This is a genomic window from Longimonas sp., assembly GCF_040409695.1.
Taxonomy (GTDB): Bacteria; Bacteroidota; Rhodothermia; order Rhodothermales; family Salinibacteraceae; genus Longimonas.
Genome location: NZ_JARWGJ010000141.1, coordinates 12,772 through 28,598, shown reverse-complemented (window position 1 = coordinate 28,598; position 15,827 = coordinate 12,772). Strand labels below are relative to the sequence as shown.

Genomic DNA, 15,827 nt, shown 5'->3' with positions numbered 1-15,827 from the left:
ATCGGGAAACAGAAGTTGGTGATCAGAAACTGGTACGGCAGTCGTTAATACGGCAGTCGGTAAGATACCCCATCCAAGACTTTTAAAACAGAGCCTAATGAACTGGGCTGCACAGCCCGAAGAGGAGCGGGATGCGGTGCCTCCGCGCTCTATCAACGATCTTCCTGACCCAAACGTGCTTACGCCGCAAGACATTGAGGCAGGCGTGTGGCTCACGGCCAACGTTTGGGCGGGGTCGGCCGAAACCACGGTGGAGGCTACGCTACCGGGCGGCGAGCGCATAACTTTTGAGCGCACCCAGCAGGGCGAGGGCGAAGCCCTTCGCAGTGGCGCCGAGTGGGCCGATCCGTTTGCTGCGATTCGCCAGCTCGCTGTGGCCCGCATTGCATACGAAAGCCAGTCGGGCAACGAGCGTGCGCAAGGGGTCGAGCTGTTCCGCGGGAACCGCTTCGGTCCGGCTCCGCCTCGGCCCCAGGGCTCTATCGCACATCGTAGCATGCACCTGTGGCGCGCCCAGCTACCGGCGTTGCCGCAGGGAGCCCACCGGATAACGGTGACCAGCACCGACCGCAACGGGCATACCTACACCGATACCATTACGGTCGAGGTACACGAAGAGCGTCCGCCCCGCTACTGGCGGCATGAGCTGTGGGAGTAAGAGCCTGTTTTGATTTCTTAATTTGGGCTGCGAGCGGCTCCGCTGGGCTATGGGGCTTCACCCACCTCGCTTCGTCCTATAGCCCGGGATCAGGAGCGAAGCGGATATCCCGGACGGCCTTCTCCTTTAGCACGAAGCGCATGTGCACGGGGCGGTGGTCAGAGGGCGGGCCTGGAGGGTTCAGCACCTCGGCTGCAATCGCTTCTATATGATGCGGCGTGTAGTAGATGTGGTCGATGGCGCGCGTAGGCGCATCTGCGGGAAACGTGGTGGTAGCCTCTGCCGCATGCGTGTACATCGAATCGGGGAAGGCAGACTGGAGGGGCAGGTCTTGCAGGAGGTGCGCGAACGTCTCATCTCCCAAAAACGCGTCGCGTTCTTCGGGAGGCAGCAGCTCACGCGCTACCGGCGGCACGCTGTTGAAGTCTCCAATCAGCAACAGCGCACGATCGGGGGCCGTGTCGGTTGCGGTCGGGGCGTCCTCCCATAGACGCGAACGCACCAGATCGTGCACCTGGCGCGCCTGGGCCTCTCGGGTCGCCTGCTCAAACGCTTCCAGATGCACGTTGACGACAACCAGTGTATCGGTGCCGAGGGCTATCTCGGTAACCTGCGCAAGGCGATCCAGGTAGAACGCGTCGTTCCAAAACGGACGCGAGGTGCGCGCCAGTTCAATGCGCTCATGCGTCCCCATCGGATAGCGGCTGAGCACCGCCTGTCCCGAGCGCAGACGCCCGAAGTGGAATGCCGGATCGTTCGAGGGGAACGGCAGATACCGCACGTCCCAGTTCAAGGCCTGCGCCCCTGCGTGGTATCCGGCGCGCGTGCCCAGCGTGTCTAACTGATGCACATTGTACGAGCGCTCCGCTACAAAGTCGATCTCTTGCAGTCCAACAATATCGGGCGCCGTTTCGCGAAGCATCGTCAGCACGGCATCCATGTTCCGCTCAAAAAGCGCTGGGGGGCGCTCAACCGGCCGGTTGTTCGTCATGCCCGACAGATAGCCAATGTTGTAGGCCATGACCGAGAGGGTGTCGCGCAGGGGGATTGCTTCCTGCAGCGGTGCGTGTTCGTATGTCGTGACGGTAGCGCGCGCCTCGTCGGGCAACGTGCTTGATTGCGCCCAGAGGGCAAAGGCAACAGTGGCTACAACGACACACAGCACGAGGGCTGCGCTTCCATACAAAACGCGCTTGAGTATACGCATGCGTGATTGCTGATTATGAACCTGTTTCAATTTCCTAATCTGGCCCTCAGGAGTACGTCTTCCCTGCGATCAGGGCGCTACGAGCTCCCCTCCCCACGACGACTGCTCTCGCATGCTTGTCATGCAGAGGAGGTAGGCAAGCAGAGGAGGTGGGCAAGCAAGCGCCGTTTGGGTTGCCTGGTAACCTCTTCCACCCCACTTCTCCGTACGGGCACAACGTCCCATACAAGCGGCACCCTTTCGCATCCCTTATGACTCAGGCCTTCCTTATCCCCCAGGCCTTCAGGCACGCCTTGGCGCAGCCGGGCACCCCCCAATGGGTAAGTTAGGGGGATGCGCAGGCTGCTGCGGCAGCGTACGAATCGCACTTAGAGGCGTCCGGTGATACGAATGCCGAACGTGCGGGGCGCTCCCGGAATAAACGTAGGCACGCCAAACGCGCCGCCGGTGTTACCGGCATCGATCAGATACTCGGTATCGGTGGCGTTCTCCACGTATCCGGAAATAGAAAACTGCCCGCCCGCCAGATCGACTCCGGCCCGGATGTTGAGCAGCGCATACCCGTCTTGTTCAATGCCCGGTTCGTTATCCTCTTCGAAGAACACCTGCGACTTGTAGGTAACGGTCGGCCGCACAAACAAGCGTCCGATAGAAGGCACGGTACCGCTTAGCTCGCCGCCAAGCGAGAAAGTGTGTTCGGGGGTGAGCCGAAACCGATTGCCGGCCAGCTCCTGCTCGATGCCCTCGTTGTCGGTATCGTCGAAGGTCGCATTTACGTAGCCGTAGCTGCCAAAGACCGAGAGGCCCGAAGCGAGCGCCGCACGCACATCGGTCTCCACTCCGAAGGCGGTTGCATTGCCCGAGTCGCGGATTTCGCTTTCGAGTCCGTCTTCGGTGAGTTCGGTGACCGTTGTCTGAAAGTTAAAGTAGTCGTAGTAGAAGCCCGAGAGGCTGTACTGTAGGCGATCTTGCACCCCGCGCCCTTTCACCCCGGCATCGTAACTCCATACGATTTCGTTGTTTAAGACATTAGTGTCGGAGGCGCTAACCTGCACCACATTCGGACGGCGACCCCGGGCCACGCTGGCAAAAACATTTGCGGCCTCGGCCAGCTCGTAACGCGTAGCCAGGCGCCCGACCGCCGATGTAAACGTCTCGTTGCGAGACAGCCGTCCGTCGGTAGGCGCGAACAGATTGTTGGGGCCAGCGCCCAGTGCAAACCCGAGGGTGCCGGGGTCTTCGGTAGACGGGGGGACGTCGAGGCCGCCGGTTACATCTTCATACGTCCCACGCAGTCCGGCCGTTACCGACCAGGCTGGCGTAAGCGCTACGGTGCCATCCACAAAAAGCTCAACGGCCGTGAGCGATCCGAAGTTGGTGCTGACTTCCTCGTGGCTGGTCTTGAGCGGCTGGCCGGTTACCGGATTCGTGGATATGCTCTGGTTTGGCGTTCCATCCGGATTCACGAGCGGTACGACCGGGATGTCGAACGGGAGCGCATCATTCAGAATTGGTGACAGAAGCGCATAGAAGCTGCGTTCGTCGGTGCGAAAGGGAACGCGCTGAAAGCCATCTTCCCAGAACACGCTGGCCCCGGCAAATCCGCCAATGCGCTCGCCCGGGTCGAACGATACACGCAGCTCCTGACTGAACTGCTGGCCGTATGCCTCTTCGTCAAATTGCAGGGCAGGCGCCGCGGTGCCGTCGGCATCGAACCGCTCCAGCGAGTCGAACTCGCGATAGGCCGTAATGCTGTTGAGCGTCCAGTTAGAGGCGAGCCTATGATCGACCAGCAGCGTGGCTCCCCACACCGTGCGGTCTACAAAGAGATCAGCATCGCCCAGAACAGGATCTGTGCCCCCCATCGATGCAGCCGTGAATGGGTCGGTAGAGCCATCGATGGCAGGGAATGTACCACTTTTGAAGGACGTGCCCGGAGGCGTATCTTGTTGCACGTTTACGATCAGGTCGGCGAGCGTCCGATCCGTGGGCGTCCAGCGCAGAGCCAAGCGGCCTGCAATCGTTTCTTTGCCGTTCAGATCGTTGCCAATGCGATTGCTGATAGTGCCGTCGTGGGTAGAATAAATGCCAGCCACGCGCAGCGCAAACTGATCGTTCAGAGGCGTATTCACGTGGCCCGTCACATAGCGCTCGTTGAACGAGCCCGTGCCCAGCGTAAGGCGTCCGCTGCGCTCTTGGCGGGCCTTATTCTGAATGAGATGCACCGCCCCGATCTGCGCGCCACGTCCGAAAAGCGTACCCTGCGGCCCCTTGAGCACCTCTACGCGCTCCATATCAAACAGCTCAACGACCGACCCCCGCGACTTGCTGATCGACACGCCGTCTTAAAACACCGAAACACGGGGCTCAATGCGCGAATCGCCACTGTCGCTGGTAATACCACGGACTACGAAGCCTGGGTTGTTTGGGCTCTGCAGCTGAATTTCGAGTCCAGGCACATACGCCGAGAAGCTGTCGAACTCCTCGATTTCGAGATCAGCCAGGGTCTGGCCATCCACAACCGAGATGGCCGCCGGCACGTCTTCCACGGCCTGCAGGCGTTTCTGGGCCGAAACGATCACATCTTCCAGCGCGACCGTGCGCATCTCAAGAGCAAACGTGCGCGACGTGGTGGCGCCCGCCTCGATCGTCACCTCGTCTTCCAACGGCACGTATCCCACAAACCGAACGCGCACCTGATACATGCCTGCCGGAATGCCCGCAAGCCGGAATGCGCCTTGCGCGTCGGCAGCAGCTCCCAGGTCGGTGCCCGTTAGCTGCACGGTGGCTCCGGGCAACCGCTCGCCCTCCGTATCTTGAATAACCCCCTCAAGCACTCCGGTGCCAGACTGCGCACGAGCCGGCGCGGCATCCAGCAGCAGCCCCATGCAGAGGCTGAAAAGCACGACCAGAACTGCGCTGCGAACATGCGGGGTATCGTTAATAGGAATAGGGAATGCGTGGCCAGGTCGAACCATGAGGGTCAGATGCAATGCGTGAACGGGTTAAACACACTGCAGGATAGCGCTTCAACCGCGCAAACATATCATGGCTGTGTTAACGGCGTGCTATCGTTTCGTTATGCCTTGCGTCGTTATGCCTTGTGCGGAAAACTCGGCCCCTCTCCCCAGCCGCTGATCGCCTCTATGCCGGCTACCGCACAACCATGATCGACTGTGTTTGCTGGGCAGACTCGCCCCGAAGCCGAACGATGTACAGTCCGCTGGCTAACGCGGCGGCATGCAGTTGCACGCTGGTGGTTTGATGCGGCGCAACAACGCCCTGGTGCAGCGTTTGCACGCGCTGACCGAGCGTATTGTACAGATCAATGACGACCTCCTGTGCGGTGTCAACGGCGAAGCGAACCGTGGCACTCGTGCGTACCGGCGACGGATACACGGCCAGTTCGGCGGGCCGGTCGAGCTGCACGGCTACGCGCTGGGTTTCGGTAAGCGTGGCAGTGCCGTCGGTATCCACCTGGCGCAGCCGAAACTGGTGCGTGCCGGGAAGCAGCGGGTCGGTTTCGAAGCGATAGGTCGTTTCAGCGTCGGTCGTGCCCTGCCCGGCGACGAAGCCAAGCGGAGCGAAGTCCGCCGCGTCGGGCCCCTGGTGTTGCACCTCAAAGCCGGCATTGTCCGTTTCGGAGAGGGTCGTCCACTGCAGTGTGGCAGTGGAAGCCCTTGTCTGTACTGTAAAGTCAGTCAGTTCAACCGGAAGCGGATCGCCAAACTCGTCGGTGGGAGTGATGTGAATCTCGAAGCGTACATTAGCCTCCTCCCCCTCATGGAGCGGTTCGACATGCTGGTCGATCGTTGTAGCGGTATGTGGACCGTGCGCCATCGTGCTTGTGGTAGCCCGTGCGGTGCTCATGGTAGCGGGGTCGGCATCGAACGTGTACGCCCGGGCTTCACGCAGATTGATCTCGGCACCCGTCTCCAGATCGCGAAGATAGACCTGCCAACCGGTAGGCACGCCCTGCAGAGTGGGCCACCGCAGCGTCAGCTGGTCTATGTCATCGATGTTCTGCGCATCTACAACCACCGGTACCGATACCGGCGCATCCAGCGCAAACGGAAGGGAATACCGCGAAAGCCGGATGGGCTTGCTATTGCGCGTGCCGTATCCGGACAGGGTAACGTACGTGCCAGTCATGGGCGAGAGCTTCACAGCGCTGCGTACGTCGAACGCCATTGTAGCGTCGGGATGCAAGAACACCTCAAAGGCCTCGTCATGCGTCTGGATGGCCCCCGCACCATCATATCCCGAAAGCGTGAAGGCAATGCGTGCCTGCCGGGTATCGGGCGCAGCTGATTTGGGCGCGGTGGGCGCGAGGCGACGACCGTCTGCGTTGAAGGTCAGCGTAGCTGCGCTCCCGCTCACACGCGATACAAAGAATCCTTGCCAGGGCCCAATCAGACGCGCTTCTCCCGCGTTTTCCTGGCTGCGCTGAATATACGAGCCGGAGCCTCCATTTCGGCTTGGATCCCAAATCTGGGCCGTAGTTGAAAAGCTCTGATCAACCAGATTGATGGCATTCAGGTCAAAGGCATAAGGATACGGATTGCCCAGCAGATGCCACTCCACGTCGTTTCCTGCCGGGTCGCCGTCGCTATCGGTGGTGCCGCCATCTTCGACGTTAACCGTGACATCGTCTGCAGGCGACGGGCCCTGCCCGCTTAGCGTGAAGGGAAATGGACTGTACTGGTTGACCGGCGCAGAGGTATCCCACATGTACCAGATGAAGCCCTCCCCTGCCGGAAGCGGATCACTTCCAGACGACGCCGACGCCCAGCCGGTTTCCTCCCAGCGATAGACGTTGGCCTGCCCACCCAGCGGCAGATCAGGGACGCCCTGTACCATGTTTTGCACATCGAGATCGGCGACGGTGAAGTCGGTGACCGGCGGGGCGAGCATCCGCCAGCCCGAGTTGCCATCGATCGTGGCGGCAGGCTGAAGCTGCTGCTTCGGGCCGTTTTGTCCGGGCGCGCCCAGGTCGGTGCGGATACTGCGTCCGCGCGTGAACAGAAACCCTTTCTCGCGCCGCTCCGCCACCGCCCAGCGATCGGCGTTGTTGTTCTGTGCGGTGCCGGTGAACACATTTGATGCACCAGTTACCGGATCGAGTGTACCACTGCTGCGGGCGGTGCCGTATTCGACGGTTGTGACAGGGTCGCCGTTGTCGTCTTTCACGACAAGCGTGGCGCCGTCGTTGTCAAGCTCAATGTCCGCCTGCTGATCGCAACGCACCCCGCCGTTTTCGCTGATGGCGTCGTTGCGACACACGGTTAGGAAGCTGCGTGCTGGGAGCGTACCCGAAAGATCGGCATCGGTGGCCGCAGCGGTCTGCAGCGCCCAGTTGCTCAGGTCGATATCGCTATCGGTAGTGTTGTACAGCTCGATCCACTCGCCATTCGCATCGGACACGGCGGCTGGAGTAGCCAGAAACTCTGAGATAAGCACATCCGGGGCGCTCCCCCGGTCGAGGATCGTGACCGTGAGCGCCCCGCCGCTGGCCTGGGCGAAGCATTCGGCTGTAAAGCAGTTCTCCACATCCAGCGTAAATACGGCGTCGAGGGGACCGTCCTGGCTGGTATTTGCAGGAAAGGTGAAGTTGAGCACCGCTTCTGTGGTATCGGCAGGACTGCCTGCGGGAAACGTGACGGTTTCGCTGTCGAAGCCGTCGATGCTGGCACCGGTGGCTGAGCTACTGGCTTCGTCGAAGGTGACCGTCGTTTCGGTGAGGCGCCCCTCAAACGGGGTGAGCTGCAGCGTGGCTCCAAGCGTAGTGCTCTCCGTATCCCCTTGAACTACGGTGGCTTCGGAGGCAAAGAACTGCACCTCGGGCCAGGGAGCATCGCAGAATCCGTTCAGATCGTCGGGGCTGGTGGACGCATCAACCAGTGTGAGGAAGCGGGTGCTCGGGTCCTCAAAGCCGTTTCGCGTGCCTGCGGTGGTGCCAGGCTGCACACCAAGATACTGGTTGAACGTGCTTACGCCGTTGCCCTCCCAACCGGGATCGGGCTGTTCGCCGATGGTGCCCAACACGTCTTCGGTGCGCCCGCCCAGGACCAGCTCAACGACATCATCGCCATTAAACCAGGGCTCGCGCACAAAATAGCTGACCCCAGCACATGTATTATCGCGGAACGCCCTGAGTCCGCCGGTGTCGTCGTTGTCGCCGATGAGCAAGACGCCATTGGCCTGCAGCTCGCCGGTATGTATCGTGGGCTGTGTGGTGGGCGATGAACTGCCGTTAAAATATGTGTTTATCGCAAGCGGCTCCTCTGCGAAGTTGATCGTTTCGCCCGACACGTTCCACACTTGAATGCCTCGTGGGATGCCTCCGCCGCCCTCTGACGCGTACACGTATCGGCTGATGAGCACCCGCGGCGCATCCCCAATATTGAGCGTGTATGTGCGCTGCTGCCCGATGGACGTGCCCGCGGTGGCGTTTTGCAGCGTAAACAGCGCCGTGCGGGTCGCATCCCCCGAAAACGCATTCAGATCGACCGTGACCGTCTGCGTGTCGCCATCGCTGGCTGAAGCCGGAAACGTGACCGTTTGTGTGCCAACGTTGTTTACGTCGGCGGGATTCGCGGTGCTGCTGGCTTCCTGAAAGGCCACCTCTACGGTGCGCTCGGTGCCGTCGGGATTGCGAAGCTGCACATCGAACGCGGCGGTGCCGTCGGTCGACCACACGGCGGCCCCGGTGTCTACCAGTTCGACGACAGGCGGGTTAGGTGTAAGCGACAGGTTGTTGAGCGCAATTTCATCGCGCGAGCCGCTGCCCTCGGCATCGTCTGTCGTCCATCGGAGGAGCAGGTATTCGCCGTTTTGCAGATTGAGGTCGGTGAGCGCACCGGCGCGCGGCACCGTCTGCCAGTCTGGACTTGAATCGGCGTCTTGCGGCGTGGTGTAGTCGAGTGCTGGCACGTCGATGAAGCCGCCCTCGGTAAAGGTGTCTTCGTCGGTGACCTTGTAGGTGAGATTGAAACTGGTGGCTCGGTCCTGATCGTTGAACACTTCAATGTCGTACGCGACGGCCACATCGTCAATACGTGTGCCCGTATCGTTAAGGTAGCGCGCCACGAAGGCACCCGGGGTAAAGTCGGATCCGGTAGGTTGTGCGCCCCAGGCGAAGTCGTCTGCATCTACCTCGAAGGCATAGATGCCGCCGGTGGTAACGCCGCCGGTACTGGTGCCGCGCGCGAAGTCGCCGGTTGTTTGTGTATCGCCAAAAGCGAGGTCGCCGTCGCTGAGGCCCCGCACGATGAATGCCTGTGAGTCAAGCTGATCGGGATCGGCGGGGGAGGCGAATCCGGTTCCCCGAAAGGTGTTAAAGTCTTCGAAGAGCGTGTCGTTGGTATTTTCGATGACGATGGGCCCACCATCTGCCGTGCGAGGAGTCACCGAAATATCGTTGAACCCAAACTGCGGACGGGCATCGCTCCCGCTAACGTCATCAGTCACAAACGCCAGGGTGATGAACTCGCCTGTTGGAACGGCAGCCGGAAGCGTGGTGTCGAGCTGGTTGCGCGTCCACTCGGGGTTGGAGTCGGCGGGTTCGTCGATTTCAAAGACAAGCCCGCTCTCCTCAAAACTGCTCGCTTTGTCGTCATCGGTCTGGCAGGCGCTGCCGACCGCGTACTTGAGTTCGACCGACTGGCTGCGGTCTTCATCGTTGAGCACCCACAGGTCGTAGGCTACATCGAGCCCGCCGTTGATGCGCGTACCGGTTGTGTTTTCGTAGCACACGTACACCGTGCCGGGCGTAAAGTCACCGCTCGTTGGCTTTAGCCCCAGCGTGTAGGCACCATACCCATTGTCCAGGTTATCAGGTTTGCTCACGTCAAAGGCATAAATACCTCCTGAAAAGGCATCATTGGTTCGTGTCCCCTGCGCGAAAGCGCCACCTGTCTTCGTTCCCCCAAAGTTCAGGTTGTCACCGCCGGTGCCAAACACGGCAAACGCATTCGAGTTGAGCTGGCCCAGGTTGGGCGACGGGACAAATCCGCTGCCGCGAAAGCCCTGAAAGTTCAGCACAGCAGGGGCGTCGATTGCGGAAAGCGCCACGGGGCCCTCGGCAGGCAGCAGATCGCCGCGTACGGTGATGTTGTCGTAACGGTTGTTGCCGCTACCTGATGTGGCCCCGTCGAGCGTAATGCGAAAGACGACTTCCGGGTTGTCGTTTAGCGCTGCAATGCCCGAGAAGTCGAACGTCTCGACGGCCCCGCTTGTCGTGCTGTTGGGATCGAAGGTAAACTCCTGCGTGAAGTTGCTTCCGCCGTCGGTCGAGTAGCTAACCGTGTTGTTGTCGAATCCGGTGCCTGTACGTCGGGTCCAGAATGCAAGCTCGATATTTTCAGTACCTTCAGTAGAGACGGCAATGTCGAAGTGTTCGCCATTCTCGCTTTCACCAGCTACTGAAAAGCTCTCCCCAGCTGGGTCGCCGCCTTGGGCGTTGCCAGTATTTCCTTGGAAGTCGTTCAGATTGCCCCCATCAAACGAGTACGTGATCTGCGCATCCCCAAATGTGGCTTCGACCGGCGCGGGCCACGGGTTGCCGTTCTCAACAGGGTCGTTGAAGTTCCAGTAGCCGAGCAGGTCTTGTTGTGCTGCAGCTGGCTGCGCGGCAAGGAGCAGTCCGATGAGTACGAGCCCTGCAAAGTGGGCGGCGCGTTTCCATATTACACGCGATGTGAAACGGCACGATGAGGCATAGGAGTACCACAGAGGCATAAAAAGAAGGAGGCGATGGCTGGGTGGTATGGGTTACCCAACAGAATACGTTTTCTCTCCCTAAACTGACACCGGATGGCATTATCGTTCGTTTAAGGATGCGCTCCGGGCGGAGTCCTGTCGGAATGAATACCTTCGCCGTCGCGCTGCTATGCTGCCTGCGTGGCAGCGAAATCAGGTATGCGCTTTTAGCCAGGTCTGTATATCGCCAATGACCACGTCATGCTCGGGCTCGTTGAGGACTTCATGGCGCAGCCCTTCGTACCGCTTCATGGTTTTATCGGGAGCGCCGCTTTGCTCATGAAAGGATACGCTTCCAGCAGGATCTACGATGGGATCGGCGGTGCCCTGAACGAGCAGGTAGGGAAGGGTAATATCAGCGGCGTTCGCACGCACGCGCTGTCCGCCCCGCAGAATCTCGATGCCGGTACGGGCCGGCACCCGGCCCCGGTAGTTGAGCGGATCGGCTTCGGCATCGGCGATTACGCCTGCATCCCGAGATATGCCGTTTTCGACGGCGCCCACGGTAGGCAGCACCGGCAGGTAGCGACTTACGGCATCAGCAAGTGTCGAGAGCACACGCGGCACGTTGGCCTCAACCGAGAGCGCCGGGGCCGAAAGCACCAGTCCGTCGACGTGAAGTCCCGGGCGGAGCGCCGCAGCAAGCGCGACGAGTCCACCCATGCTGTGGGCCAGCACAAAAAACGGAGTGGGGGTGTGGGTACGCAGGTGGGCCACGAGGGCAGCGAGGTCGGCGCACAGGGTGTTGAGATTCCAGACGAGGGCGCGCCTGCCGGGCGAGCGTCCGAACCCGCGCTGGTCGTAGGCGACGACGGCAAACCCGGCCTGCTGCAGCGCTGTTGCCACGTGGCCATATCGTCCGCTATGCTCGGCATATCCATGCACGATCAGCACCGTGCCGACCGGCGACGTAGCGGGCAGCCAGTACTGTGTAAAGAGGGCAATGCCGCTCGGAAGGGCGGTGCGAGCAGTGTGGCTGGGTGGGGTGGCGGAGAAAAGCATGAAGGTGCAGGGGGATGCGAACGAATCGGATCGGACATGAGGGCCATGCGCCGGGCTATGAAGAGGTTCCGCTTCGACAGAAGCGAACGGAACAATAGTCGGCTGCCTGCGATTTTGTGCACTGTCGTACATCCATCGTAACAATCTGGGGCCTTGCTCCGCATGAACGTCCTTCGCCATCCCACCATTCGGTATGTCATGGTCAGTGTGCTGGCTGTGAGCTTGCTGCCGTGGGTGGGGAGCAGCTGGACGGATTCGCTCCTCGGCCCTGCGCCGGATGCGCGGGCGTCGTGGTTGCAGGGGCAGGTTGCAGAGTGGCCTTCAGACGCCGACCGCGAGGCCTTTAACAAGGCGCTTTCGGAGGCGGCATCGGGGCCGTTGCTTTCGGCGGAGCAGTTTACCGCGTCGGTGCTTCAGGCCTACGAGGCCCATGCGCCGAGCGGACACAGCGCCGCGCATCTGTTCGGATGGAGCGAAGGCGCCGATGTGAACACCCTGGCGCGCTGGCTGCATCAGCAGGCGTCGCAGTGGGACGCTACGGCGCCGACCCCGCGTCTCTTTTCGGCGGGCCTCTCGTCGGTAACGACATCTTCGCGTGGACAGGTTGGCAGTGCTGCGACGACGCCTCATGCAGCGCTGTCGCCGCTTTTCTCGGCTATCGACCGCACGCATACGCATCTCGAAGAAGCGCGGTGGCTGGTCCGCCGCCTGGTCTACGCAACGCCACGGGCTCCGTAACGCGCGCTGCCGTGTCTGTACCGGCGCGGGTTGCCCATGGAGCGCTTTCCATCCTGTACGCGGCATGTTCTATGTCGAAGCAGCGAACGGTGCGCATCCCCCTGGCCCTATGTGCCCTATGTGCTGTGCGCTTGTACCGTGTCATTGCACCGTACCGGCTGTGCCTTGAGCCCGCGCTCGCCCTGTCTTTGGGCTTTCTGCCACGTAGCAGCAGCGGTTGCTCTACGAACGTGGCTTGGCCGCGGGTTGCCCCTCGGTTGACGCACGGGCGACGCACGGTTGTTGTACCCCCTTACCACCACTTGCTGTACGTTCCTACTGACCTACTATGAAAGACAACGGACTTAAAATTGCACTCACGATTTTCTTCGTGGGGCTCTGTGCGTACTACTTATTTCCGACGGCTCAGAATATCATGCTCAACCAGCGGTTGAGCGAGATGACGGAGCAGGAGCGGATTGAGTACGAGCAGGAAAACTTTACGCGCATTCAGGAAATCCGGCAAGGCTCGCTCGGACTGGGGCTTGACCTGCTGGGTGGCATGCACGTAACGCTCGAAATCCGCGTGGCCGACCTCATTGGCCAGCTTGCCATCAACAAAGACGAGACGTTTGAAGAGGTGCTGCAGGCGGCGTCGCGCCGTGCGCTTGAGCAAGACCTCTCTGTAATCGACGTGTTCATCGAAGAGTTTCAGGAGCGCGATCCGAATGTGCGGCTGTCGCGCTACTTCCGCAATGAGGAGGCCGGCGTGACGCGTCGCTCCGAGAACAGCGAGGTGATTGCGTACCTGCGAGATCAGTCGGAGGAAGCGGTTGAGCGGGCTATTGAAATTGTTCGTAACCGGGTTGACCGGTACGGCGTAACCGAGCCGTCTATTCAGCGGCAGGGCGACCGCCGCATTATTGTGGAGCTGCCCGGCGTAGACGACCCGGAGCGCGTGCGCGATCTGCTGCGCGGTACGGCCCGTCTGGAGTTTCGGCTGATGGCCAATCCGCAGCGCCTCACCGAGTCGGTGCAAGACATTATCGACTACTTTGAAGCGCAGGCTCAAGACGTTGAGGTCGACGAGCTTGACGAAGGGGAGACGCCCGATGTAGAAGAAGGCGAGCTTCAAGACGATCCGATCGCCGAGCGCGATCCGGTAACCGACGAAGAGGCCCGCGAAGAAGCCACCGACCCGACCGCCGATCCGCTGGCGCAAGACGATCCGCTGGCCCAGGAAGACATGGTAGATGAGTCCGAAAACCCCTTCTTGGCCCTGATGCAGCCGCTGCCGTATCAGCAGCAGCGCCCCGTCTTTGCGCATGTGCTTCTGCCCGACACCTCGCGTGCTATGAACCTGATGCGCCAGGAGGAGGTGCAGCGCCTCTTGCCAAGCGACGTGGAGCTGATGTTTGGGGCCAACCCCATCGGCCAGACGCAAGAGGGCGTGGACGTGTACGAGCTAATTGCCGTACGCTCGCAGGTGGAGCTGGCCGGCGATGCCATCACCGACGCTTCGGTGGAGTTCGACCAGTTCACCAACGAGCCGAAAGTGCTCATGGTCATGGACTCCGACGGCTCGCGCACCTGGGCACGACTTACCGGAGCCAATGTTGGCGAACCGGTGGCGGTGGCCCTCGATGGCGTCATCTATTCGTATCCCACCGTGCAGCAACGCATTCTGGGCGGGCGCTCCGAAATATCGGGGCTCGACTCGCGTCAGGAGGCGCAAGACATCGTCACGATTCTGCAGTCGGGGGCCTTGCCTGCCCCGCTCGATATTGTGGGCGATCGCACCGTGGGCCCCAGCCTCGGTGAGGCCTCAATTCGCGCCGGGTTTATCTCGGTTATCTCGGGGCTCGTGCTGGTGGTCCTCTTCATGGTGATGTACTACCGTACGGCGGGCATTGTCGCCAATGTGGCGCTTCTGCTGAACATCGTTCTGATTCTGGGCATCTTGGCCGGATTCGGGGCAACCCTCACCCTGCCGGGCATTGCCGGTATTGTGCTTACTATCGGTATGGCGGTGGATGCGAACGTGCTTATCTTCGACCGCATACGGGAGGAGGCGAACACCGGGAAGACCCTGAAAGCATCGATCGATGCGGGGTACGACCGGGCCTTGAGCGCAATCCTTGATGCCAACATCACGACGTTCTTTGTAGGCGCCATTCTCTACTCGTTCGGCGTAGGGCCCATTCAGGGCTTTGCCGTGACGCTCATGGCGGGTATTCTGTCGTCTCTCTTCACCGCGATTATCGTAACGCGGATCATCTTCGACTACATGGTCAACGAGCGCAAAATGCGCGTCTCTTACGGGTGATGCGCTGTGCGGCAAGGCCGCACGCCGGGGCCTGTGTGCCCCGGTGCTGAGGCGCCTGCCCCGACCATGCCCCCGACCGTTCGATCCGCTTACGACTTAACTTTTTCTGACTATGCGTTTACTTGAAAACCCCAGTTTTTCGTTCATCCCGACCCGCAAGATCGGGTACATGATTTCCGGGACGCTCATTCTGCTGAGCATCCTCTCGTTTGCCACGCGGGGCCTGGAGCAGGGCATTGACTTTTTGGGCGGCACCGAGATTGTCGTCGAAAACGTGGGCACCCTCGACGCGCTCGAAGTGCGCGCCTCAATGGCCGAAGTGCTTGACGGCGAGCCCGAAGTAAAAACCTTCGGCACCACGGGCCTGCTCATCCGAACCGCGTCAGAGCGTGAGGTGAGCGACATTCAGCGCGACGTTCTTGCGCAGTTCCAGGCCAGCTTTCCCGACGTGTCGCCCGAGGTCGTACAGACCAACGTGGTAGGCCCCCGGTTTGCAGCCGACCTGCAGCGCGGCGCCATCTACTCGGTGCTCGGGGCGCTGTTTGTCATCTTCGTGTACATCATGCTGCGCTTTGAGTGGCGATACGGGCTCGGCGCACTGGCTGCCATTACGCACGATGTGATCATTGTGCTGGGCATCTTCTCGCTGTTCCAGGACGTGCTCCCCTTCTCTCTGCAGATCGACCAGGCGATTATCGCTGCTTTCCTGACCATTGTGGGGTACTCGCTGAACGATACCGTGGTGGTCTTCGACCGCACCCGCGAATACCTCAATCTGTTTAAGACCGACCCTTACGAGGAGGTCGTTAACCGCTCGATGAACAGCACGCTGAGCCGTACGGTTGTTACCTCGGTAACGACGCTGATCGTGACCAGCATCCTGCTTTTCTTTGGAGGCGATGTGCTGCGCGGCTTCTCGTTTGCCCTCGTACTGGGCGTGATCATCGGAACGTACTCGTCGGTCTACGTGGCTTCGCCCATCGTAGTAGATATTCGCCTCTGGCTCGAAGGCTCGGAGAAGGAAGAATCCAACAAGTACAAGCGCAAGGAGCGTACACGCATATAATCACGTATGTAGCATGTATGCAGTGGGTGCTCTAACAGCCCGGCGAAACCAGCCCTTACGCGGCTTAGGTCGGTTCACGATCTGCGCCGCG

Annotated in this window: 9 protein-coding genes; 4 read left to right on the top strand and 5 right to left on the bottom strand. The window is 60.8% G+C overall.

Annotated elements, in window-relative coordinates; all coding sequences use genetic code 11:
• Window positions 1-97 precede the first annotated feature (97 nt).
• Window positions 98-658 carry a calcineurin-like phosphoesterase C-terminal domain-containing protein gene (locus PPP56_RS08845; RefSeq protein WP_353563679.1) on the top strand — a complete coding sequence of 187 codons (561 nt, stop codon included), beginning with the start codon at window positions 98-100 and terminating at the stop codon, window positions 656-658.
• Window positions 659-734: 76 nt separating this feature from the next.
• On the opposite strand, the gene PPP56_RS08840 is transcribed toward PPP56_RS08845, so the two are convergent.
• The 5 genes from PPP56_RS08840 to PPP56_RS08820 all read right to left on the bottom strand — a co-directional run bounded on the left by PPP56_RS08840 (window position 735) and on the right by PPP56_RS08820 (window position 11,627).
• A complete protein-coding gene (locus PPP56_RS08840) occupies window positions 735-1,865 on the bottom strand; it encodes an endonuclease/exonuclease/phosphatase family protein (protein ID WP_353563678.1) in 1,131 nt (376 codons plus the stop codon).
• A 368-nt stretch (window positions 1,866-2,233) separates the two neighbouring features.
• On the bottom strand, window positions 2,234-4,204 hold the full coding sequence (locus tag PPP56_RS08835; protein WP_353563677.1) for a TonB-dependent receptor: 1,971 nt from the start codon (window positions 4,202-4,204) through the stop codon (window positions 2,234-2,236).
• A gap of 6 nt (window positions 4,205-4,210) precedes the next feature.
• Window positions 4,211-4,843 carry a carboxypeptidase-like regulatory domain-containing protein gene (locus tag PPP56_RS08830; RefSeq protein ID WP_353563676.1) on the bottom strand — a complete coding sequence of 211 codons (633 nt, stop codon included), beginning with the start codon at window positions 4,841-4,843 and terminating at the stop codon, window positions 4,211-4,213.
• A gap of 175 nt (window positions 4,844-5,018) precedes the next feature.
• A complete protein-coding gene (locus PPP56_RS08825; RefSeq protein ID WP_353563675.1) occupies window positions 5,019-10,604 on the bottom strand; it encodes a lamin tail domain-containing protein in 5,586 nt (1,861 codons plus the stop codon).
• A 174-nt stretch (window positions 10,605-10,778) separates the two neighbouring features.
• Window positions 10,779-11,627 (bottom strand): alpha/beta hydrolase, encoded by an 849-nt coding sequence (locus PPP56_RS08820; protein WP_353563674.1) that lies wholly within the window; start codon window positions 11,625-11,627, stop codon window positions 10,779-10,781.
• A 162-nt stretch (window positions 11,628-11,789) separates the two neighbouring features.
• Between PPP56_RS08820 and PPP56_RS08815 the strand changes: the two genes are divergently transcribed.
• The 3 genes from PPP56_RS08815 to secF all read left to right on the top strand — a co-directional run bounded on the left by PPP56_RS08815 (window position 11,790) and on the right by secF (window position 15,736).
• A complete protein-coding gene (locus PPP56_RS08815) occupies window positions 11,790-12,365 on the top strand; it encodes a hypothetical protein (protein ID WP_353563673.1) in 576 nt (191 codons plus the stop codon).
• 328 nt (window positions 12,366-12,693) lie between these two features.
• Entirely contained in the window at window positions 12,694-14,670 is a 1,977-nt protein-coding gene (gene secD / locus PPP56_RS08810) for a protein translocase subunit SecD (protein ID WP_353563672.1), read from the top strand.
• Window positions 14,671-14,782: 112 nt separating this feature from the next.
• The gene (gene secF / locus PPP56_RS08805) at window positions 14,783-15,736 is read left to right on the top strand and encodes a protein translocase subunit SecF (protein ID WP_353563671.1); all 954 of its coding nucleotides are present in this window, start codon (window positions 14,783-14,785) and stop codon (window positions 15,734-15,736) included.
• The last annotated feature ends 91 nt before the right edge of the window (window positions 15,737-15,827 follow it).